The sequence below is a fragment of the Dyadobacter soli genome (assembly GCF_900101885.1).
GTDB lineage: Bacteria > Bacteroidota > Bacteroidia > Cytophagales > Spirosomataceae > Dyadobacter > Dyadobacter soli.
This window is the reverse complement of the sequence record NZ_FNAN01000009.1, coordinates 1-22,663: the sequence shown is the minus strand read 5'-3', so window position 1 is coordinate 22,663 and position 22,663 is coordinate 1. Positions and strand designations below refer to the sequence as shown.

16 protein-coding genes and 1 tRNA gene are annotated in these 22,663 nt (G+C 51.1%); 13 read left to right on the top strand and 4 right to left on the bottom strand.

The features are described from left to right. Positions 1 to 30: 30 nt before the first annotated feature. Entirely contained in the window at positions 31 to 810 is a 780-nt protein-coding gene (locus tag BLQ88_RS15385; protein ID WP_090151638.1) for an enoyl-CoA hydratase/isomerase family protein, read from the bottom strand. Between the two features lie 18 nt (positions 811 to 828). Further along, the gene (locus BLQ88_RS15380) at positions 829 to 1,467 is read right to left on the bottom strand and encodes a hypothetical protein (RefSeq protein ID WP_229212707.1); all 639 of its coding nucleotides are present in this window, start codon (positions 1,465 to 1,467) and stop codon (positions 829 to 831) included. Between the two features lie 192 nt (positions 1,468 to 1,659). Here BLQ88_RS15380 and asnS point away from each other — a divergent pair, with 192 nt between their 5' ends. The 5 genes from asnS (at position 1,660) to BLQ88_RS15355 (ending at position 9,356) form a co-directional block, all read left to right on the top strand. Further along, entirely contained in the window at positions 1,660 to 3,099 is a 1,440-nt protein-coding gene (gene asnS, locus BLQ88_RS15375; RefSeq protein ID WP_090151632.1) for an asparagine--tRNA ligase, read from the top strand. Positions 3,100 to 3,184: 85 nt separating this feature from the next. After that, positions 3,185 to 4,321: a T9SS type A sorting domain-containing protein gene (locus tag BLQ88_RS15370; RefSeq protein ID WP_090151629.1), complete on the top strand. Its 1,137-nt coding sequence runs from the start codon at positions 3,185 to 3,187 to the stop codon at positions 4,319 to 4,321. Between the two features lie 96 nt (positions 4,322 to 4,417). Further along, positions 4,418 to 5,629 carry a serine hydrolase domain-containing protein gene (locus tag BLQ88_RS15365; protein WP_090151626.1) on the top strand — a complete coding sequence of 404 codons (1,212 nt, stop codon included), beginning with the start codon at positions 4,418 to 4,420 and terminating at the stop codon, positions 5,627 to 5,629. 62 nt (positions 5,630 to 5,691) lie between these two features. Next, a complete protein-coding gene (nuoL, locus tag BLQ88_RS15360) occupies positions 5,692 to 7,659 on the top strand; it encodes an NADH-quinone oxidoreductase subunit L (RefSeq protein ID WP_090152371.1) in 1,968 nt (655 codons plus the stop codon). A gap of 29 nt (positions 7,660 to 7,688) precedes the next feature. Then, complete coding sequence (locus BLQ88_RS15355; protein ID WP_090151622.1) at positions 7,689 to 9,356, top strand: complex I subunit 4 family protein; 1,668 nt, start codon at positions 7,689 to 7,691, stop codon at positions 9,354 to 9,356. A 26-nt stretch (positions 9,357 to 9,382) separates the two neighbouring features. Here BLQ88_RS15355 and BLQ88_RS15350 read toward each other — a convergent pair whose 3' ends face one another. Both BLQ88_RS15350 and BLQ88_RS15345 read right to left on the bottom strand, forming a co-directional pair. Beyond that, a complete protein-coding gene (locus tag BLQ88_RS15350; protein ID WP_090151619.1) occupies positions 9,383 to 10,510 on the bottom strand; it encodes an ATP-binding protein in 1,128 nt (375 codons plus the stop codon). A gap of 113 nt (positions 10,511 to 10,623) precedes the next feature. Beyond that, positions 10,624 to 11,097, bottom strand: a complete 474-nt coding sequence (locus BLQ88_RS15345; RefSeq protein ID WP_090151616.1) for a hypothetical protein — start codon at positions 11,095 to 11,097, stop codon at positions 10,624 to 10,626. A gap of 231 nt (positions 11,098 to 11,328) precedes the next feature. Between BLQ88_RS15345 and BLQ88_RS15340 the strand changes: the two genes are divergently transcribed. From BLQ88_RS15340 to BLQ88_RS15305, 8 genes are all read left to right on the top strand, one after another. Then, a complete protein-coding gene (locus BLQ88_RS15340; protein WP_090151613.1) occupies positions 11,329 to 12,444 on the top strand; it encodes an acyltransferase family protein in 1,116 nt (371 codons plus the stop codon). 166 nt (positions 12,445 to 12,610) lie between these two features. Beyond that, positions 12,611 to 13,321, top strand: coding sequence for an ATP-binding cassette domain-containing protein (locus BLQ88_RS15335; protein ID WP_090151609.1), 711 nt, complete (start codon positions 12,611 to 12,613; stop codon positions 13,319 to 13,321). Between the two features lie 183 nt (positions 13,322 to 13,504). Beyond that, positions 13,505 to 16,561 carry a serine hydrolase domain-containing protein gene (locus tag BLQ88_RS15330; protein ID WP_090151606.1) on the top strand — a complete coding sequence of 1,019 codons (3,057 nt, stop codon included), beginning with the start codon at positions 13,505 to 13,507 and terminating at the stop codon, positions 16,559 to 16,561. A gap of 896 nt (positions 16,562 to 17,457) precedes the next feature. Then, the gene (locus BLQ88_RS15325; protein WP_176885000.1) at positions 17,458 to 20,793 is read left to right on the top strand and encodes an Ig-like domain-containing protein; all 3,336 of its coding nucleotides are present in this window, start codon (positions 17,458 to 17,460) and stop codon (positions 20,791 to 20,793) included. A gap of 47 nt (positions 20,794 to 20,840) precedes the next feature. Then, the gene (locus BLQ88_RS15320; protein WP_229212706.1) at positions 20,841 to 21,317 is read left to right on the top strand and encodes a nucleoside deaminase; all 477 of its coding nucleotides are present in this window, start codon (positions 20,841 to 20,843) and stop codon (positions 21,315 to 21,317) included. 64 nt (positions 21,318 to 21,381) lie between these two features. After that, complete coding sequence (locus tag BLQ88_RS15315; protein ID WP_090151600.1) at positions 21,382 to 21,987, top strand: superoxide dismutase; 606 nt, start codon at positions 21,382 to 21,384, stop codon at positions 21,985 to 21,987. A gap of 125 nt (positions 21,988 to 22,112) precedes the next feature. Beyond that, positions 22,113 to 22,188: transfer RNA gene (locus BLQ88_RS15310), tRNA-His, on the top strand. A 233-nt stretch (positions 22,189 to 22,421) separates the two neighbouring features. Next, the coding region (locus BLQ88_RS15305; RefSeq protein WP_090152367.1) for an ISAon1 family transposase N-terminal region protein at positions 22,422 to 22,663 on the top strand (242 nt) is incomplete at its 3' end.

The window sequence follows — 22,663 nt, the reverse complement described above, 5'->3', positions numbered from 1 at the left end:
TAAATTTAAGAAAAAATTTCTCAAAATCGCCTAAAAGCCCTGAAAATCAGGCCTCCTTTTTTCTAAAAAAGCGGTAATTCCTTCCCGCACATCCCGCGTTCCAAACAACATTTCCTGGCTCTCCCGCTCGGTTTCCAGCATTTGAGGCAGGTTCGAGTGCATCGATTGGTTGAATGCACGCTTCATTTCACCAATGGCACGGGTTGGCGCGTGGCGGTAGTAGGCAATGTGCTTTTCGGTTGCTTCGTCGAGAGACTCGCGCGGGACGGAATGCGCGATGAGTCCGATTTGCGCAGCTTCGGAAGCGGATATACGTCGGCCGGTAGAGGCGAGTTCAAAGGCCCGGGAGAGACCAACCAGCCTTGGCAACATGAACGTTGCCCCGGCGTCGGGCATCAGGCCTATTTGCACGAATGCGAGGCTCAGGAAGGTATCTTCGGCGGCGATTACCAGGTCACAGGCCAATGCCAGTGAGCAGCCGGCACCCACGGCGAGGCCGTTCATACGGCATACCACGGGTTTGGGAATGTCGCGGATCGCCGTGATCATGGGCTCGTAGTAGTCGCGCAGGATTTCGCCCGCGTTCATGCCCGAGGCGTTGGCTTCTTTGAGGTCGGCGCCGGAGCAGAATGCCTTTTCGCCGGTGGCGGTGAGCAGTACCACGCGCACGGACGGGTCTTCGGTGGCGACGCCGATGGCTTGCGTGATTTCGCGGATCAATGCCGGGCTTAATGCGTGGAATACATCCGGACGGTCAAGCGTAATGCGAACGATGCCGTCGTGGTTTTCGAAAATGAGGTGTTCGTACATGCTGTGAAGTGTTTTCCTTCAAAAGAAGAAATACACGGTGGCGCTACTGACGAATACCCCGCAAAATACGCCGGCCAGGATTTGCCCGGGCGTGTGGGCGTTCAGTTGCAGGCGCGCGCTCATGATCCAGCCGCCGATTAATATGGTGAAAAGCAGCGGCAGCAGTAATGCGCTCTCGTCGAACCGGATCATCAGGCCCGACAGCATGCCGATAGCCCCGCCGATGCCGGTGGCATGAGCGCTGATTTTCCAGAAATAACTCACCATCGCTACTACCACAAGCGAAAGTGTGACACTGGCCAGAATGACGGAAATTTGCGGCGCGAGCTCTCCGATCGGTTGCAGTTGCCATCCGAAAAGATAAGTCGCCAACCCGTAAATGACCACACAGGAAATGTAGGGAATGCGGCGCTCAACGGGGTCCTCGACGTGCAGCGAGGTTATCATACCCGTCTTTTTGAAGTAAAACATCATAACGGCCGGCGCAATAAAAGTATTGATCCAGAGCAGCATCAGCAGGCTCCCCAGCGCGGGCAGCTCGAACGCGCTCACACCCACGAGGTCGGGCACGAGGAAAAAGAGCAATGCAAACAAGTATGTGGTGAGTATCAGTGGGTGGAAAACCACCGATAATATAATGGCAAGTCGGTTATTCAAGGTAATTGGGTCTTTAATCAGGTTGATGCGGGCAAAATTACGTTGAAAACCAGACTGTACAATGATTGGGTTCCACAGAAAAGTAAGTTGCAGCGCTACAATAGGTTTTCGGGGCCGATTTTGTAATTTTGCGCCTCATTCGTAAAAAACCGGGCATTTCCCGGCTGACATTTAAAGATTGAATTGAACAAAATGGGACCGTTGCAAATCAAAGACATTTTACAAACTGCGCCTGAAAACCAATCGGTTGTCGTAAAGGGCTGGGTAAGAACTAAAAGAGAAAGCAAAAACGCGATTTTCATCGCGTTGAATGACGGGTCGACCATACATAATATACAGGCAGTGGCTGAACCCGGTCAGTTTTCTGCCGAATTGCTGTTGACAGTAACCACCGGGTCGTGCCTGAAAGTAACCGGCCAGCTGATCGCATCACAAGGCTCGGGACAGGCGGTAGAGGTAAAAATCACCGACCTCGAAGTGTACGGTACGGCTGATCCTGAGCAATATCCGTTGCAACCGAAAAGGCATTCGCTGGAATTCCTGCGCGAGATCGCTCACCTGCGCCCACGTACGAACACGTTCAGCGCGATCCTCCGCATCCGCCACGCATTGGCGTTCGCGGTGCATCAGTATTTCAATGAAAAAGGCTTTTTCTACCTGCATACACCGGTAATCACGGCTTCGGATGCGGAAGGTGCGGGCGAAATGTTCCGTGTGACGACGCTCGACTTGAACAACCTGCCGCGTACGGAAGAAGGCGCGATCAATTTTAAAGAAGATTTCTTCGGTCGTGAAGCTAACCTGACCGTTTCCGGCCAGCTGGAAGGCGAGTTGGGCGCGATGGCGCTTTCGAAGATCTATACTTTTGGCCCTACATTCCGTGCCGAAAACTCCAATACGACGCGCCACCTCGCCGAATTCTGGATGATCGAGCCGGAAATGGCGTTTTTCGAGCTGGAAGACAATATGGACCTGGCGGAAGATTTTGTCAAAAAAGTGATCACTTATGCATTAGTTAACTGCAAGGATGATTTGAATTTCCTGCAAAACCGCCTCACAGAAGAAGAAAAGAACAAGCCTCAGAACGAGCGCTCATTGCCATTGCTGGAAAAACTGGCATTTGTGGTGGATAACCCATTCGAACGTCTGACCTATACCGAGGCGATCGAAATCCTTTTGAAATCAAAACCACAAAAAGAAGGCAAATTTCAGTTCCCGGTGACGGGCTGGGGCATCGATTTGTCGAGCGAGCACGAGCGTTACCTGGTAGAAAAGCATTTCAAAAAGCCGGTGATCCTGACCAACTATCCGCGCGAGATCAAGTCGTTCTACATGAAACTCGACGAGGATGGCAAAACGGTTCGCGCGATGGACGTACTTTTCCCGGGCATCGGCGAGATCATCGGCGGCAGCCAGCGTGAAGAGAATTACGATAAGCTCCTCGGCCGCGTACACGAAGTGGGCATCGATCCCGAAAACGTATGGTGGTACCTGGAAACCCGCAAATTCGGTACCGCACCGCACTCGGGCTTCGGATTGGGCTTCGAGCGCCTCGTGCAGTTCGTAACCGGCATGGGCAACATCCGCGACGTGATCCCGTTCCCGCGTTACCCTAAGAGCGCAGAATTTTAATTATTCTACAAGCTGTTACCTTTTTCATGGCTTTACGTAAAAAGTAAAGCAGTCAGTGTAAGTTTTACTTTAAACCAACACGCACATGAAAAAGAACACGCATTTCCTGAAAAGCAGTATGGTGGCCGCGGTCGCGATACTGCTTTTTGTTTTTAATGCTCATGCCAATGAGCCGTTCCATGTCAGATGGACGATGGATTACACGCAGGCCGGCGTTTCGGACCATGCTAATTTCACGCCATCGGCGGCCGCATTAGCTGGCGGGCCGAACACATTTACACTGCCCACGGTGTACAGCGGTGGCGGCGGTGCCAATGTGGTAGGCTACATTATCAGACCCTGGCCTGTGAGCTTTTCGGCTTCACGCTACATGGAGTTCACATTTACGGCCAACTCCTTTAAATACAATATATCTTCCATCGGCTTTCGTCTCCGCCGCTCTCCCAATGGGCCGAACAGCATTAAAGTGCGGACAAGTATGGATGGTTTCTCAACCGATCTGAATGCATTTGTGATCAGTAACAATGGTACTTTCAACACGTACAATATTCCGGTCAGCTATAACAATCTTTCAAGCAATTCTTTCAGCATTCGCATTTACGCCTACAATTCGGTAGACATTTACGGGACTTTGTGGTTTGATGAAATTTCGGTCAATGGCGACGTCCTTGCCATTGTGCTGCCGGTCGATATTACTTATTTCAAGGGTTTGGCGGAAAACGGGCGGGTAGCGCTGGATTGGGAAACGGGCTGGGAGAAAAACGCAAAGGAATTTGTCGTCGAGCGAAGCATGGATATGAAAGCATTCACACCGATCGGGACGGTCGCAGCTTCCGGTGAAACGACCGGACGTACTTCTTATGCATTCATTGATAATGATCCAGCGGCAGGAAACAATTATTACAGGTTAAAACTAATAGACAAAAACGCAGACTTCACGACCTGCAAACCGATCGCTGTTTTCAATCCCCAATCATTCTCCGGCATGCAGGTCACGCCTAACCCGGCGTCTTCGCGCACCATCATAATAACCGCCCCCAACAGCCACGAAGCGTTACTCAATTTGTACAACAAATCGGGCGTTGCTGTACCATTCCGCCGCGAAAATGGCTCGGGCGGACGTATATTCCTCACTCCTCACGAGCCGCTTGCTTCTGGCATTTATTTTGTAGTATATGTAAAGAATGGTCAAAAAGAACAATTGAAAGTGTTGGTTCCGTAAAGCATTCTGCGCTTAATTTGTAATGGTAAAGTATAGAAAATGTTGACGACGCGTCGTTAGCAAAGCAACGTTCTGAATATTAAAGGCCAAAAGCCTATGTTGAAAAAAGTGCAGCCGAAAGTGTGGTGGACGGCCATTGCCGTCCTGGTTATTTTGTTGATTTCCTGGGGATTAGTCAGAAAAAACAAAACCGATTCCCCGGACGTGGCCGTGTCTGGCGAAAATGTCAAAAACCTCGACCCAGTCGCGGTGACAAATCCCGATGCCGCTATGGCGGAGAAAATTGCCAAAATCGAAGATATTTTCAGGCGTAAACGCAAGGCTGGTTTCAATGGGAATGTACTCATCGTCCAGAAAGGCAAAATACTTTACCAGAATTCTTTCGGCTTCGCGCACATGAAGGCGAAGGACACGCTCACGGGCGATTCCCGTTTTCAGCTGGCGTCGCTTTCCAAGCCATTTACGGCCGTGGCCGTTTTGAAACTGATCCAGGAAGGCCGCGTGGCGCTCGACGACTCGGTGCAACGCTTTTTCCCTGATTTTCCCTACCACGGTGTGAAGGTCGATATGCTGCTCAGCCACCGCAGCGGGCTGCCTAATTACATTTATTCATTCAACGACAGCGTCCGCCACGGCAGGAAATATCCTGATAACCTGGATATTATGGATTGGTATGCCAAAGTAGTACCCACGCCTCAGCCCTACAACCGCCCCGGCCGCTCGTTCAACTATTGCAATACCAATTACTGCGTCCTCGCCGCGATCGTCGAAAAAGTAACCGGTGATTCGTTCGGTAAATACCTGAACAGCCAGATTTTCACGCCGCTGGGTATGCAAAACACCTACCTGGTTACCGACACGACCATCGCCGCCACCAAAAACCGCACCGACGGCCACCAGTACGGCCGCCGTTTGGATAAGGATTACTACGACGAGGTAGTCGGCGATAAGGGACTCTATTCCACTACATTAGACATTTACCGGTTCTACAACGGCCTCACCAAAGGATTGATCCTCGAAAGGAAAATGCTCGACGAGGCATTCAAGCCCCGGAGCTTCGAACGCGACGGCATCCGCAATTACGGCTACGGCTTCCGTATGCACATCAAGGAAGACCATTCGCCCCGGTTTATCTACCACGGCGGCTGGTGGAAAGGGTACAACACCATGCTGTGGGTTTGCCCCGAAGACGACGCGGTGATTATCGTTCTCGGCAATACGTATAACCGCTCCACGTACGATCTCCGGGAACTGCTGGAAGTCGTTCATGGTTCAGTGAAGATAGACGACATCGAGAAAGACATCTAGCATTGTTTGAATTCGGCCGCGAATTCAGGATATTTGCCGAAATTAAACGCATTCCCGCTCTCATGCCCGACACCGCATTCCACTTACCTGCTTATTTGCTGTTGGGCTTGCCGTTCTCGTGCTTTTTGTTGCTGTGGCTTGGTGGAACGAGTCTAAATAAATTTGCGGGTTGGATCGGGGTGCTGGTTACAGCCGTCGGGCTGTTCATTAGTGTTACTTCCGCCGATCCCGGAGCCGACCATTACATTCGTTTTCAGTGGCTTACCATCGGCAGCCATTCCATAGAACTTTCCTTTCGATTCGATACGCTCTCGACGATGATGCTCGTCATCGTGCATTTCGTAGCGTTGCTCGTGCAGCTGTTTTCGACCGCATACATGCACGACGACCAGAATGTGAACCGTTATTTTGCATTCATCCAGCTCTTCCTTTTTTCGATGCTCGGCATTGTACTCGCGGGAAGTTTGCTGGTCATGTACATTTTCTGGGAGCTTGTCGGGCTGTCGTCGTATCTGCTGATTGGTTTTTGGTATACTAAAAAAAGACCTGTCTGGGCAGCACAGAAGGCATTTGTGCTGAACCGCATTGGCGACGCGGCCTTCCTGACAGGTATATTAATGCTCTTCTACTATATTGGCTCTACGGACTTTGAAGTGCTTTCGCTTGAAATCGGTACGATCCACCCCGGCATTCTGACGGCCATCGGCATTTGTCTTTTCGGCGGCTGTGTAGGTAAATCGGCCCAGTTTCCGCTCTCGGGCTGGCTACCCGACGCCATGGAGGGCCCTACACCCGTTTCCGCATTGATCCACGCGGCTACGATGGTTGCGGCAGGGATTTTTTTGTTGGCAAGAATATCCTTTTTGCTAACTGTCGACGCCCGTTTGGTCATTCTCACTATCGGCGCCATTACGATGGTCACCGGCGCTGTAAAGGCATTGAAAGGTTGGGATATCAAAAAAGTGCTCGCTTATTCGACCATGTCGCAGCTCGGGCTGATGGTCATGGCGGTTGGTTTTGGAAGCTGGCAAACGGCATTGTTCCATTTGGCGACGCACGCGTTCTTCAAGGCGGGATTGTTCCTTTCGGCAGGTTCGGTGATTCACGCGGTCACTCCAGGCAATGAATTGCCTGGGAACGAATTGCCGGGTTATGACCCGCAGGATATGCGCACCATGGGCGGTTTGCGCAAGGCATTGCCCATTACATTTATCTGCTATTTGATCTGCGCGGCTGCATTGGCAGGGTTACCATTTTTCTCGGGCTTCCTCTCCAAAGACGCGATCATCACGGAAGGCTTCCTCTGGGCTGCGGAATTTGGCGCGTTGGGCTACATATTCCCGGTACTGGTCATTTTATCGGCCGGGTTAACCGCATTTTACATGACGCGACAGGTATGGCTGGTATTTTTCGGAGCAAAACGTTTCCCTGCGATTGTACACCCGCACGAGTCGCCGGTGGCGATGTGGCTGCCAATGGCATTGCTTTCGGCATTATCGCTGTTCTTCTGGTTTTCGGTGAATCCGTTCAATGCGGAAGGTTGGTTCCTGCATTGGATCGGCCAAGAGCACGGCGAGCATCTGGTATGGGTGCCGTTCGTCGCGAGCGCTGTTACATTTGTGTCGATTTTCCTTGCCTACCGCGAAACGGCCGCCACTAATCCATTCAAAGTGAACGACCCGATACCGGCAGGCGAACCTGCACAGAGCCCGTGGAACTGGCTGCGGGGTTATTCCAATGAGCATTATTTCCTCATTCCGTTCGAGTTGATCGCGAAGTACCTCAAAGCCTTCGAAAAAAATATTGTCGACGCCCTCGTCGATCTGGTTGCGAAAGGCAGCCTGGTGTTCGGACATTTCATTGCCTGGGTCGACAGGTTATTCGTCGACGGTGCTGTGAACCTCACCGTCTTCTCGATCCGCTCCGCCGGACAGGCCGCGCGGAATATGCAGAGCGGCCGGATCCAGTCGTACTACATCGTGGCCGTAATGGGCGTCTTTTTATTGATATTGTGGTTGGTTGCGATCTGACGCGCACCGGCCGGTTAAATTAATGCTTGATGATTGATCATATACTCACCTTCTTAATTGCCATACCATTACTGGGTGCCGCGGCCGTCGCATTCTGGCCGGTCGATAGCCAGCACAATTTCCGACTCATCGCACTGGTGGCATTGCTGCTGGAAGTAGTCGTTACAGCGGTATCGTATTTGTCATTCAATAGCCAGGACGCCGCGCTGCAACTTTCCGAGGTGAGGGAATGGATCACGCTGCCGATCGGTTCACTGGGTGTGGTTTCCATTGATTACGCATTGGCTGTGGACGGAATCAGTTTTCCGTTGGTGCTGCTGGCCGTGGTGGTATTGCTGGTGGGTGTGATCAGTTCGTGGAATGTCAATCACAAATCACGGGCCTATTTCGGTTTGTATTTGCTGCTTTGCGGCAGCGTAATGGGCTGTTTCCTGGCGCAGGATTTCTTCCTGTTCTATCTGTTCTTCGAATTCATGCTCCTGCCGATGTACTTCCTCATTGGCTTGTGGGGCGGCCCGCGGCGCGAATATGCGGCATTGAAATTCTTCATTTACACATTCCTGGGCTCGTTACTGATCCTGATCGTAATGATCGGCCTGTACCTTTCGGTAATCGATCCGGTGGAAACGGCGCGTGCGGTGGGTCTCATCGGTCCCGAAGACGCGATCCACCCCGACATGATCCCACAGATCCAGCAATGGCTTTTTGACGGTAAAATCGCGCCGGAGCAACTTATTCACACATTCCGTTTCACCTACCTGGCCGATCCCGGCAACTACATTCCCGGCTCGATCCTGAGCGCCGCATCCGAGTTTTTCATCGCCGATGTTCCGGTACGTTTGCTGGCATTCTGGTTCTTGTTTATCGGTTTCGCGGTAAAATTGCCCGTCGTGCCCGTACACACGTGGCTACCCGACGCGCACGTGGAAGCGCCCACGCCCATATCCGTCGTGCTCGCAGGTATTTTGCTGAAAATCGGGGGTTACGGTTTCATCCGGATCGTCGACGGCTTCTTTCCGGCCGAGGCATTGTACAGCGCCATTCCGCTCGCCATTCTGGGCATGATCTCGATCGTTTACGGCGGTTTCAATGCATTGGGCCAGCACGATCTGAAGAAAATGATCGCCTACTCCTCGGTATCCCACATGGGTTTCGTATTACTGGGTATCGCCGCGTTCACGCCCGAGGGATTCAATGGCGCCATTTACCAGATGGTTAGTCACGGTATACTATCGGCAATGCTATTCTTGCTCACCGGCGTGCTCTACGACCGTACCCACGACCGCCGCATCGACAATTATCGCGGCCTGATCACCGTCATGCCGCAATACACCGTCGTCACGGGCATTGCATTCTTCGCATCGCTGGGCTTACCGGGCTTCTCCGGCTTCGTCGGCGAATTGTTCACGCTCATGGGCGCATTCCAGTCCGACGCATTGCCCGTATGGATTCCCGCATTATCCACATTAGGCATCGTCCTCGCCGCCGGATACTTCCTCTGGACCTACCAGCGCATGTTTTTCAGTTCATTCTGGTACAAAAACGCCACCACCCAGGTCCTTACCGATCTCACCCGGCGGGAAAAAGCCATGCTCGTACCATTGGTTATCCTCACGATCCTGGTCGGCATTTTGCCGGGGTTGTTGTTTGATATGTCGGGGCCTACGATTGAGGCTTGGTTGGATGGGTTGAAGTAGTAAGGTCAGGTATTGTCAGGTGGTGGTCAGGAGGTCAGGAATTGGTCCCTTGTTGCCGGAGTAACCAGCCCAGTTGCTACATGAGGGTAGTTAGTTAAAAAAGTCGATGGAAAGCGGACAGACGCTTCGGAGTTCCATTTGAACTCAAATGCTCGCAACTCGCCCTTTACTTCCTCGATATAGTCTACCTCCTGTTGCTGCGTGGTTCGCCAGAAATACATTTTAGCATCCAGCTCTTTCGTGTTGAGATATTTCTTGCGCTCACTGATGACGTAGTTTTCCCACAATGCGCCAACATCCTTTCTGTTTTGTAGCGGGTTAAAATTGTTCGTTACCGCATTGATAATCCCGTTATCGTAAAAATAAATCTTCCTCCCCTTTTTGATCTCGGTACGAACATTTCCTGAAAACGCCGGTATCGTAAAAAGCACAAACGCCTTTTCCAGCAGATCAATATATTTTTCCACGGTCTTATTGTCTGCCTGGACCAGCCTGCCAATTTCCGAGACACTCACTTCGCTTCCTACCTGTAATGCAATCGCCTTTACAATCTTTTCGAGCAAAACAGGTTTTTTAACCTGTTCCAGCACGAGTAAATCCTTATACAAATAGCTGTTAGCGATGAGCTTGAGGTGCTTTTCGGCATTCACCGGGTCTGTAACGATTTCGGGATACGAGCCATAGATCAGCCTTTGTTCCAAAAGTCGTTGCTCGGTAAGGTAATCGGTATAATTGACTAATTCTTCGTAGGAAATGGGCAGCAACTGCATCTCATAACGCCTACCGGTAAGCGGTTCATTGATATTGCCGGCCAACTCGAAGGATGATGAACCTGTCGCGATCACTTGTACATGCTTCAACCGATCGACGATGATCTTGATCACAACGCCGATATCCTGAATGCGTTGCGCTTCGTCGATGAATACGATTTCGTGATCTCCAATAATCCTTTCAAGCAAAGTGACATTCGGGCGCAGAAAAGCCTCGCGGGTATCGGCATCATCGCCGTTGAGTCGCAAGGTCTTTTTAGCAACTATTTGAAGCAGTTGCTCTGAAAAAGTAGTCTTACCAGCCTGTCTTGGCCCGTAAATGATAAATGCTTTTCCTTTAAATAAAGAATCTAATGCAGCTTGCTGTTGGCTCCTAACTATCATAATTTCGGATTCAATTCCATTAAAATTATGATATTCAAGGATTCAAATCCAAAAATATTATGATTATTTTGGATTTAAATCCCAAATAATCATGTTTTGGCGACCTCAAAGGCTTATCTCCCAAACAACTGCTCAAAACTAAACCGCCCCTTTTTCGATAATACTTCCAGCGTCTGCTGCTGGTCGGGCGTCAGGATTTCGATGATTTCAATGCGCTTTTCCTCGGCGAGGCGTTTGCGATCGCTGCGTTTGTTGTCGCCGCGGCGCTTCATTTTTCTTTCCATTCTCGCGTAACGGCGGTCGATCTTTTTGAGCTGCTTCTGCTGACGTTTTGTGAGTTGGAGCTGGTCGGCGTATTTGTCCATGTTCTTTTCCAACCGCCGGTTATTCAGCTTGCTATTGGCAGCGTCGTCGTTCAGGAACGCATCGTCGTTGCGACGCTTGTCTTTGCGGTCGTCCTGGCGTTCGTAGTTGTCGCGGTCGTCGTTTCCATTACGGTCGCGGCGGCTTTGTGCGAAGGAATTGGAAGTGGTAAAGCTGCCGAAAAGCAAGCCGAGGGCGAACATCAGCGTCAGGATTCGTTTCATGGGGTGATCATGGGTTAAAATTCGATGCTTATAACGGCGTTTGGAAGCGGTAGTATATAATGCCGCCCGTTTTTCATTATCTCCCAGAGTTTTAGGGTTATTCAAATAAATATAGTTTTACACGGGAGCACGGATGGTATTTTTTACAATCTTTACAGTAGTTGCTATTGGTTTTATTTCAAACTCCATTCTATTTCCCAAATTTTATTTCCCTACACCCTGTTTTATCAGATGAAAGATAGTGCTCCTTCACAAAGGTTATTGTCCCTGGATACGTTGCGTGGTTTTGATATGTTCTGGATTTCGGGTGGCGAAGAAATTTTCCATGTGCTCGCCAAAGTGACCGGCTGGTCGTGGGCGATAGTCCTGGCCCACCAGTTTACCCACCCCGATTGGAATGGTTTCCGTGCCTACGACCTCATTTTCCCCACATTCCTCTTCATGGCCGGCGTTTCGACGCCATTTTCGCTCGGCAGCCGGCTCGAAAAAGGCGTACCGCCGTCGCAACTGGCCCGCAAGGTGATCCAGCGTGGCATTATCCTGGTGATACTGGGTATCATTTATAACAACGGCCTTTTCGAAACGGAATGGTCGCAGATGCGCTACCCGAGCGTACTCGCACGCATCGGGCTCGCGGGGATGTTCGCGCAAATCATTTACCTCTACTTCGGCTACCGTGCCCGCTGGATCTGGTTCGGCGGGCTGCTGATCGGCTACTATTTGTTCATGATGTTCTATCCGGTCCCCGGCTGCGGCGCAGGATTGCTGACCATCGACTGCAACCCGGCCAGCTACATCGATAAAATGATCATCCCCGGCCGCCTCCACCTCACCATTCACGATCCCGAAGGTCTCGTTTCGACCATTCCGGCCATTGCGACAGGCCTGATGGGCATTTTCGCGGGCGAGCTCCTGCGTACGAGCCATGAAGTGCTTTCCCAAAAAAGCAAAGTCATTTACCTGGTTTTTGCAGGAGTGGTCAGCCTGCTCGTCTGCCTCGTCTGGGATTATTTTTTCCCTATCAACAAAAACCTCTGGACCAGCTCGTTCGTACTCTGCGCCGGCGGGTTCAGTACATTGCTGCTCGCATTGTTCTACTGGATCGTGGACGTGCTCAACTACCGCAAATGGACGCTGTTCTTCGTGGTAATAGGCATGAATTCGATTGTGATTTACATGGTCGGCCGGTTTATAGACTTCGGCTACACCGCCCGTGCGATATTCGGCGGCATACTCAGCTATTTCCCGCACGGCTTCGAAGCAGTAGGAGAAGTAATTGCATTTATCGCCGTACAATGGGCGTTTATGTATTTACTTTACAGGAATAAATTATTCCTGAAAGTGTAACGGATGGTCAGGAGGGGTCAGGAATGGTCAAGAGGGGTCAAGAATGGTCAGGAATGGTCAGGAGGGGTCAGGGATATAAGAGACAACACATGACTACACATGACATTTCCTGACTTTTCACTCATTCAAAATTCACTCATTCAATCATTCAATCATTCGAAATTAAATGATCGAAGTCACCAACTTGACGAAGGTTTACGGAACGCAGCGTGCGGTCGACGGGATTTCATTTACCCTCAAAAAAGGGGAGATTGTAGGTTTTCTCGGTCCGAATGGCGCGGGGAAATCCACAACGATGAAAATCCTGACGGGTTACCTCAAACCTACCGAAGGCCTGGCCAAAGTTTCGGATTTCGATGTGATACAGCAGCCGATGCCTGCGCGCAGGGCCATTGGTTACCTGCCCGAGCACAACCCGCTGTACCTGGATATGTACGTGACGGAATTCCTGCTTTTTTCGGGAAAACTGTACGGCATGAATGGCACAGCATTGCGTGCGCGGGTGGATGAGGTGATCGCGATGTGCGGGCTGGAACCTGAGCGCCGAAAGAAAATCGGGCAGCTTTCCAAAGGGTACCGGCAGCGCGTGGGATTGGCGCAATCGTTTTTGCACAATCCGGATGTACTCATCCTCGATGAACCCACAACCGGCCTCGATCCGAACCAGATCCAGGAGATCCGCGAAGTGATACGCACGGCCGGGAAAGACAAAACAGTGCTTTTTTCCACGCACATTATGCAGGAGGTAGAAGCATTGTGCGACCGCGTAATTATCATCAATAAGGGCAAAGTAGTGAGCGACAGCTCGTTGCAAGAACTCCGCGAGACGGGCGATTCACTGGAAGATATTTTCAAGAAGCTGACGCAGCAGGCTTGATGTTCCGACACTAGTTACCATGATCATATTCGGTTAAGCAAATATTAGAATTGCATTAAAACCATATTTTTAAGGATTTAAAGCGCCATAAAATTGTTATTATTGTAACTTTTGATCAATACCAATGTCAGTTGTTGCAGTTTTTAAACCTAACATTCCCTCGTTAAGTCAGTGTTCCCAGGTATGAAAAATTGGTGGTTCGGCCGGTTTCGTGTTGTAGTGATTGTAGTGGCGCTGGTGGTGCTTACTTCCGTGGCGTCTGTCGCGTGGAAAATGATGGCGGTGAAGCCGGTGACGGTCAAACCAACACCTGCCGCCGTTGAACCGAAGCACAAAGCCCCTAAAAAACGTCGTGACCCGGTACTCGTTTTACCCGAAAACGAATGGGTGGATAGTACCCTCAAATCCCTGAGCATCGAGCAGAAGATCGGCCAGCTTTTTATGGTGGCGACTTTCTCGAACCGCGACGAATCGCATTACAAATACATCGATAAGCTGATCAACGACTACCAGATCGGCGGCCTCATATTTTTCCAGGGTGGCCCGGTCGGTCAGGCGCAGCTTACAAACCGCTACCAATCGCATTCCAATATCCCGCTTTTCATAGGCATCGACGGCGAATGGGGCCTCGGCATGCGCCTCGACAGCACGATTTCCTTCCCGAAACAAATGGTACTCGGCTCGATCCAGGACGACCGGCTGATTTACCGCATGGGCGACGATATAGCCCGCCAGTGCAAGCGCCTCGGCATTCAGATCAATTTCGCGCCGGTTTCGGATATCAACAGCAATCCGGCCAATCCGGTGATCGGTATACGTTCGTTCGGCGAGGATAAAGAGAATGTGGCACGGAAGTCGGTCGCGTACATGAAAGGCTTGCAGCACAACCGCATTATCGCCACCGCCAAGCATTTCCCCGGCCATGGCGACACGGACGCGGATTCGCATTTTACATTGCCGGTGCTGACGCATTCTTTGGAACAACTCAATAACACCGACCTGTATCCATACCGCGAGATGATTGCGGATAGCCTTATGGGCGTTCTGAATGCCCATTTGTACATTCCCGCATTGGATAATACGCCAAACCAGGCCAGCTCGCTTTCGGACAAAGTCGTGAATGGCCTGCTGCGCAAGGATCTCGGTTTCCGCGGACTGGTGTTTACCGACGCCATGAATATGCGCGGCGTGCTCAAAAACGGTAAACCTGCCGATGTAAACCTCAAAGCGCTGGTAGCGGGCAACGACGTGCTGCTTTACCCGGAAAGCATTGCCGAAACGGTAACGCGCATTAAAGATGCCATCAACCAGAAGCAGATCAGCGAGAAGATCATCGACGACAAGGTCAAACGCATTTTGCAGGCCAAATACTGGGCCGGACTGAGCAAGTACCAGCCTGTCGACATCAATAACCTCTACGCCGACCTTAACAGCGAGAAGAGCAAAGAGCTTTACCGTGAGCTGTGCGAGGCCTCGGTGACCGTCGTGAAAAACGACAACAACCTGCTTCCCATCGGCTCGGTGGCCGACAACAACATCGCGTCGGTGAGCATTGGCGAGGGCAGCAGCATGGCATTCCAGAAAATGCTTTCGACCTACAAACCGATGCGGAGCTACTCGTTTTACGACGGGCCGTCATCGCCGGACCAGATTACCGAAATGCTCGGTTACCTGCAACCTTACAACACCGTGATCGTCGACATTCACGGCATCAGCTCCAAGCCCGGCCGCAACTACGGCATCACCCCGGGCATGGTCGATTTTGTAAATCAGCTCAAACAGCAGAACAAAAAAGTGATCCTCTGCCTGTTCGGCACGCCTTACAGCATTCCGTTTTTCCCTGAAACCGACGTACTGATCTGCGCCAGTCAGGATGGGAAGGATCAGCAGGAAATCGTTCCGCAGATCATTTTCGGTGCATTGAGCTCGAAAGGGCGTCTGCCGGTTTCGGTATTGACCTACAAAACGGGCACCGGTGTGAACACCACTTCCATTAACCGCATTGCATTCGGTACGCCGGAGAGCGTGGGTATGGATGGTATTTCGTTGAAAAAAATCGATGAAATAGCGACTGCCGCCGTGAACGACCACGTTTTCCCCGGCTGTGAGGTGCTTGTGGCCAGACAAGGCAAGATCATTTACGAGAAACAGTTCGGCGGGCTGAGCTACCGTACCAACGACCGCGTGACGCCCGAAACGCTTTACGACCTGGCTTCGCTCACGAAGGTTTCGGCCACATTGCAGGCGGTAATGCTGCTGTATGACCGGAAGCAGATCAACCTGGACGAAAAAGCATCGAAATACCTTCCCGAATTGGCAAATACGACCAAACAGAACTTCACCGTCCGCGACCTGCTCATGCACCGCTCGGGACTGATTTCGTTTTATCCATCGCTTTGGGACAGGACCAAAACCAGCGCGGGAGGCTTGTTGCCGGAGTATTACAGTTCAAAACAGGATACTGCTTATTACCTGCAAGTTGCGCCAAAGTTGTTTGCCAAAGGTGCATTGCGCGATTCTGTCTGGAAATGGGTAGTAGAATCACCCATGAACAACCGCCGCGACCGGGCGGGTAACTACGGCTACCTGTACAGCGACCTCGGTTTTTTGACATTGCAAAAAATTGTAGAAAGGATCACCGGCCAACCACTGGATGTTTTTGTAGCCGCCAACATTTATGAGCCGCTGGGCCTCGCGTATCTCGGTTTCAATCCGCTGCGCCGTTTCCCTGAGAAACAGATCGCCCCTACCGAACAGGATTACCGTTTCCGCGGGCAACTGCTGCAAGGAACCGTGCACGATCAGATGGCGGCTATTGTAGGTGGCGTTTCGGGCCATGCCGGGCTGTTCGGTACCGCCCGCGACCTGGCCGTTTTGCTACAAATGAACCTCTGGAAAGGCAACTACGCCGGAAAACGTTATTACGAGCAGGCCACCGTGCCATTCTTCTCGCGCATGTACGACGAGTCGCACCACCGCGGGCTGGGCTGGGACAAAGCCCCGGCCGACGGCAACAGTTCCTACGTATCACCGCAGGCTTCCGTTAACTCGTTCGGGCACACGGGCTTTACCGGCACAATGGTGTGGGTGGATCCGGAAGAAGACCTCGTGTTCGTGTTTCTGTCCAACCGCGTGAATCCGGACGCCGAAAATACAGCCATCACAACCCAGCGTACGCGGCGGAAAATACAGGACGTAGTGTACAGTTCATTGATCCAACGGAAAAGCCAGCTTCCTTAAATCACCTTCAGCGTATTTGAAAAATATCTCTAACTTTACCAGTCAAAAGGTTAGCGGAAAGATATTTAGACAGATACATGAAAAGAACATTTATTAAAGAGAGTTTCCTTACCATTTTCGCCATGCTGTTCAGCCTGGCAGCTTCATTTGGACAAACTACGATTACTACGGGGGCAGTGACGCCGAACCCGGTCTGCGCAGGAAGTGTCGTTTCTGTACCGTTTACTACCACAGGTACTGTGGCTTCTGGCACCAATTTTGCCGTACAACTCTCTGACGCAGCCGGCACATTTTCATTGACTGGTAGCATTGGTTCAAGTTCCGAATCTCCTATCAGCGTCACAATCCCAGCTAGTACAGCTACTGGTTCTGGTTATAAGATCCGTGTGATAACTACGACCGTTTTAGGCTCCGAGAGTTCCACGTTGACGATCTCGGGTAGGCCATTGCCGCCGACTGGAACAAATATGTTTTTTTTGTGCGTTGGGGGACCAGCATTTCAAGTTAGTGCTTCCGGCGCAAACCTAAAATGGTATGCAAGCGATGGTTCTACAATACTCCCAGAAGCGCCGTCCGTCACTCCAACTGGGCGCTCGACGCCTTCGACACCATCATATTATGTTACTCAAACCGTTGATGGTTGCGAGAGTGAAAAGTTTGGGATATCAGTTATCGTTCGTGAAGTTGCTACGACACCTATCGTTACCTCACCAATATCCGTTTGTCAGAATGCTGATATTCCTGAAAGTAAAATAACAGGAGCAATTACCGCTTATGACCCGTTTGGTTCCAGTTATCTATGGTACGACGGGCTGACCGGCAGTAGTTCAATTCCAAATATACCGACCAACGCAGTTCTGACGAAAGATATTTATGTCAGCAGGAGTTCATCTCAAATGTGCGAGAGTGAGAAGGCAAAAATCACTGTTAACGTTACTCCCGCTCCGCAGGCCCCAGTCACCATAAACAAGTCGTATGAGGTAGGCGACAATGCACCCGTACTGGCTGCGACAGGAACGAACCTCAAATGGTACACTGATGCAACCACCGGCACCGCACTGCCGTCGGCACCGAAGCCCTCGACTACCACAGCAGGAATAACCAAATATTACGTTTCGCAAACTAATGCCAGCGGCTGCGAAAGTGAAAGAGCTGAAATTACAGTTACAGTCACAGCCTGCACACCTCCTGCCAAACCAGGAGTTGCTAACAAATCATACGAAGTCGGCGACAATGCGTCTGTGCTCACTGCAACTGGCACGAATCTCAAATGGTACGCCGATGCGTCCACTCCAACTGCCCTGCCATCGGCTCCAAAACCTGCGACTACGATAGTTGGCACAACGAAATATTACGTGACCCAAACCAATGCCAGCGGTTGCGAAAGTGAACGAGCTGAAATTACAGTAACAATCACTGCCTGCACGCCACCTGCTATGCCCACTGTTTCCAATAAAACATACCAGGTAGGCGAAAATGCACCAGTTCTTACCGCGACCGGCACTAATCTCAAATGGTACGCCGATGCATCCACTACGACTGCATTGCCATCCGCTCCGAAACCGGCGACCACGACACCTGGCACAACGAAATATTATGTAACTCAAACCAATGCCAGCGGCTGCGAAAGTGAACGGGCTGAAATTGCAGTGACGGTCACAGCCTGCACGCCTCCAACTAAGCCCACTGTTTCCAACAAAACATATGAAGTCGGCGACAATGCACCTGTGCTGACAGCGACAGGAGCCAACCTGAAATGGTACGCCGATGCAAACACAACCACGCAGCTACCCTCAGCACCGAAACCTTCTACTGTAAAGGCAGGTGAGACGAAATACTACGTTACCCAAACCAATGCGATCGGTTGCGAAAGTGATCGCGCGGAAATATTGGTAACAGTTACGTGTAAAGAATTCGCTGGCCCAACCGTAGTGACCCCAGTAGCCTTCTGCCAAAGCCCTGCGGTAGCGACGGCATTGAAAGCTACCCCGCTGGCCGGACATACGCTGCTTTGGTACACCACATCCTCGGCAGGAACAGGATCAACCGACGCTCCTGTCCCGCCGACAGATGAAGCCAAATCTATTACCTACTACGTTAGCCAGAAAAGCACCGCATCGGGATGTGAAAGTGCCCGCAGAGAGATCGTCGTAAACATACGGGAAGCCGCAAAGCCGACCGTCTCGCCGATCGAGTACTGCGTGGGAGAAGCAGCTAACGTACTCGCGCCTTCCGGTAGCACATACAAATGGTACGCTGCTGAAACAGGCGGCTCACCTTTAGCCTCGACATTCAAGCCCTCCACGACCAAGGACGGCACCACGCCTTATTTCGTGTCGCTCTCGACAAGCTACCCTTCACTGGTGTGCGAAAGTGCCCGCGTGAGAGTAAATGTTGTCGTTAATCCGCGCCCGGCTGCCGTTACGCCACTGTCGGAAGCATTCTGCCAGGAGCGTACGGATAAAAGTTATACTTTCCCGACGCAAGCCGCGGAAGGAAATACTTTGAAATGGTACAACGCCGCCACCGGGGGCACGGGAGGCACAGCAAATCCTTCCATCAACCTGAAAGACGCCAAAGAAAACATATACTACGTTACACAGGTTTCGAACAAGAATTGCGAAAGCACCACCCGCATTCCGCAGAAAGTACTCGTAAAACCCCTTCCAGCCGTACCCGGCATTTCGCAGCCGTTGATCGAATACTGCCAGTTTATCGCTGCGAAACCCCTCGAAGCTACTCCGGTTGCCAAAGCGACTTTGGACTGGTACGGAACGGACGCGTCAGGCGGTAATGCAAGCCCGAATGCACCGACGCCATCAACCGCAGAAGGTGGAACGACTTCTTACTATGTGGGACAAACTCTCGAAGGTTGCCCAGGCGACCGCGCGAAGATCGACGTGAAAATTAATACCACGCCGAAGCCGGTGACCAAAACATACCTGGAATACTGCCAGAGCGCCCCGGCGCCCGTGCTCGATGCAACCGGAACAATTTTGAAATGGTACCGGGCAGCAAATGACACCGATTTCCAGGGCGTCCCGTTTACGGCTTTCACCGAGAAAGTTCAGGACTACTCGTTCTATGTAACGCAAACCGGTTCGAATGGCTGCGAGAGCCCGAAAGAGGAGATCAAAATTCACATCAAAGCGAAACCTTCGGCGACAATTTCAGGAACTCCTACCATCGACCTTGGCCAAACAGCGACTATTAACATCAAATTCACTGGCGATGGTCCATGGAGCTATGCATTGTCCAACGGTGACACTGCCACCACCGATCAGGCGGATCATCAGGTGCAGGTGAAGCCAAGTACTACCACCAGCTACCTGCTCACCCTGGTAGAGAATGGTTGCGGCAAAGGCACCACGAACGGCCTGGCCGTGGTTACGGTGAAAGTGCCTACGATCAATACCGGTAGCGCCGCTGTTTCGGAGATTTGTGCAAGCAAGTCCTTCACAGTTCCTTTCCGTCAGTCGGGCGATTTCCCTGCGGGTAATTCATTCAAATTACAGGTAGCGACCGAAAATACCGATGCCAAGTTTTACACTGTCCCATCGACCGCTACGGATAACTCAGTATCCGCTACGTTCCCGGATACAACCAAAGGAGGCTCGTACTTTTACCGCGTTGTCAGCACTGGCACCGATGCTGCTTTCACCGTAAAAGGGAATGTAGGTTCGCTCACGATCACCGCCGTGCCGCTGCCTGTTGCCACATTGACGGGAACACAAACCATCCTCGTCGGAGAAACCGCCGACCTAAAAGCTGACATTACCGGTAAAGGGCCGTGGACATTGACGCTTAACAATGGTACCAAGGACACATTGATCACCGCAAATGCAACGCCGTACAATTTCAAGCTGGCCCCGAAGACGACAACCACCTACGCCATTACCAAAGTGACCAATGGCTGCGGAATCGGCAGAGGAGTTGGTACGGCAAGGGTGCAGGTTGATCCGATCCTGGGCGTAGAACCACCGGCTCCGGCAGATTGGGCGAAGGTTTACCCGACCGTGATCAATGGCAAATGCACAGTGGAAGTAACCGGCACGGTTTCGCCGAAGGAAGCGAAAATTGAAGTGGTAGACCTCAACGGTCGTTCACGCTCAACCCAGGTTATCAAACAGCAAAAAACAGAGGTTGATTTCACTAATTATCCTTCGGGACTTTACCTGCTGCGAATCCAGAATGGCAATCTGAGCACCGTTCAGCGTGTGATGAAACCCTGATAATTCATTCTAAAAAATAGTACGGGACATTTGTTGCAATGCAATGAATGTCCCGTTTTCTTTACCGGCATATGGACATACAGGCAGATATTACGGACCACTACTTTATGGAAGAAGCCCTCGCGCTCGCACATAAGGCGTATGAAGAAGGTGAAATCCCCGTTGGCGCACTCGTCGTTGCCAAAGACAGGATTATAGGCAGGGGCTACAACCAGACCGAGCGGCTCAACGACGTCACCGCCCACGCCGAGATGATCGCCATCACCGCCGCCGCCGACCACCTCGGCTCCAAATACCTCACCGACTGCACCCTGTATGTAACCCTGGAACCCTGCGTGATGTGTGCAGGCGCGCTTTACTGGACGCAGGTGAAGCGCGTGGTGATCGGTGCAATGGATGAAAAGCGCGGATTTTCAAGGATCGGCGAGCCGCTTCTGCATCCGAAAACCAAGCTTGTAACCGGCATTATGGCCATGGAATCCCAGCAGTTACTACTCAAATTTTTCAGGGAATTAAGAACATAAAGCGGTTTTCTGCTGTTAGCCTAACTGTTGAAACAAATTCTTTAATCATTAAACTACACTGAAAATGGCATTTACACTTGATCCCTTACCTTACGCAAACAATGCATTGGAGCCACACTTCGACGCATTGACCATGGAGATACATCACGACCGTCACCACCAGGCTTATGTTACCAACCTGAATGCAGCAGTAGCAGGCACTGAGCTGGAAGGCAAAACCATAGAAGAATTGTTGGCTGGCATCAGCAAAGCTCCGGCACCTGTACGCAACAACGGCGGCGGTCACTGGAACCACTCATTTTTCTGGAAATCACTTTCATCGAACGGCGGCGGCGAACCTACCGGCGAGCTGGGCAAAGCCATCACCGCTAAATTCGGTTCTTTCGCTGCATTTAAAGACGAGTTCAAAAAAGCAGCAACCGGCCGTTTCGGATCGGGCTGGGCATGGTTGATCAAATCCGGCGACGGCGTGGCGATCACTTCTACCCCCAACCAGGACAACCCATTGATGGACATCGCCGAAGTAAAAGGCACTCCGGTGATCGGCCTGGACGTATGGGAGCACGCATACTACCTGAAATACCAAAACAAGCGCCCCGACTACATCGACGCTTACTGGAACGTTGTAGACTGGAAAGCTGCTGACGCACTGTACACTGCGGCTAAATAATCGGGCTCCGGCCCGCGGAAGGGTTTGTGGTTTGTAAAAATTTTGTGAAAAAATCTTGCACGCTGCAAACCTTTTCCTAATTTTGTGTCCTCGAAACGGGGGTTTCCCCATCGAAAATAGTACACGGAGGTTGTAGCTCAGTCGGTTAGAGCGCTAGATTGTGGTTCTAGAGGTCGCGGGTTCGAGACCCGTCTCCCTCCCTTGAAATAAGTTCAAAGTCAAACAAAATGCCTGTAAATCAATGATTTGCGGGCATTTTTGTTTTCCAGATAGTATCAAAAAATGCAAAAATTCCCATGTTTTCCAGCGTCATTCGTGTAGTTCGGATCAAATCAAAAACTTGTGGAGCGCATAGGATTTTCTAGGATCAAATCAAAAACTTGTGGAGCGCATAGGATTTTCTAGGTTTGTGTTTTTAATCAACCTAGTTCGTTTTGGAGAGTTTCTTGCCTATTATCCAGTTTCTATTACCAGAGTTTATCCTTGAAAATTTTGAATTGACATCCATCGACCGTCAGGATGGAGTATTTCACGTGCATATAGATGAGAAGAATGCGGATGAGAATGACCCGGAGAGGAAGAATTTGCTCTCCAAAGGGTTCTTTCCGATGATTACTGTTCAGGATTTTCCAATTCGGGGCCATAAGGTCTTCCTTCACATCAAACGCCGCAGATG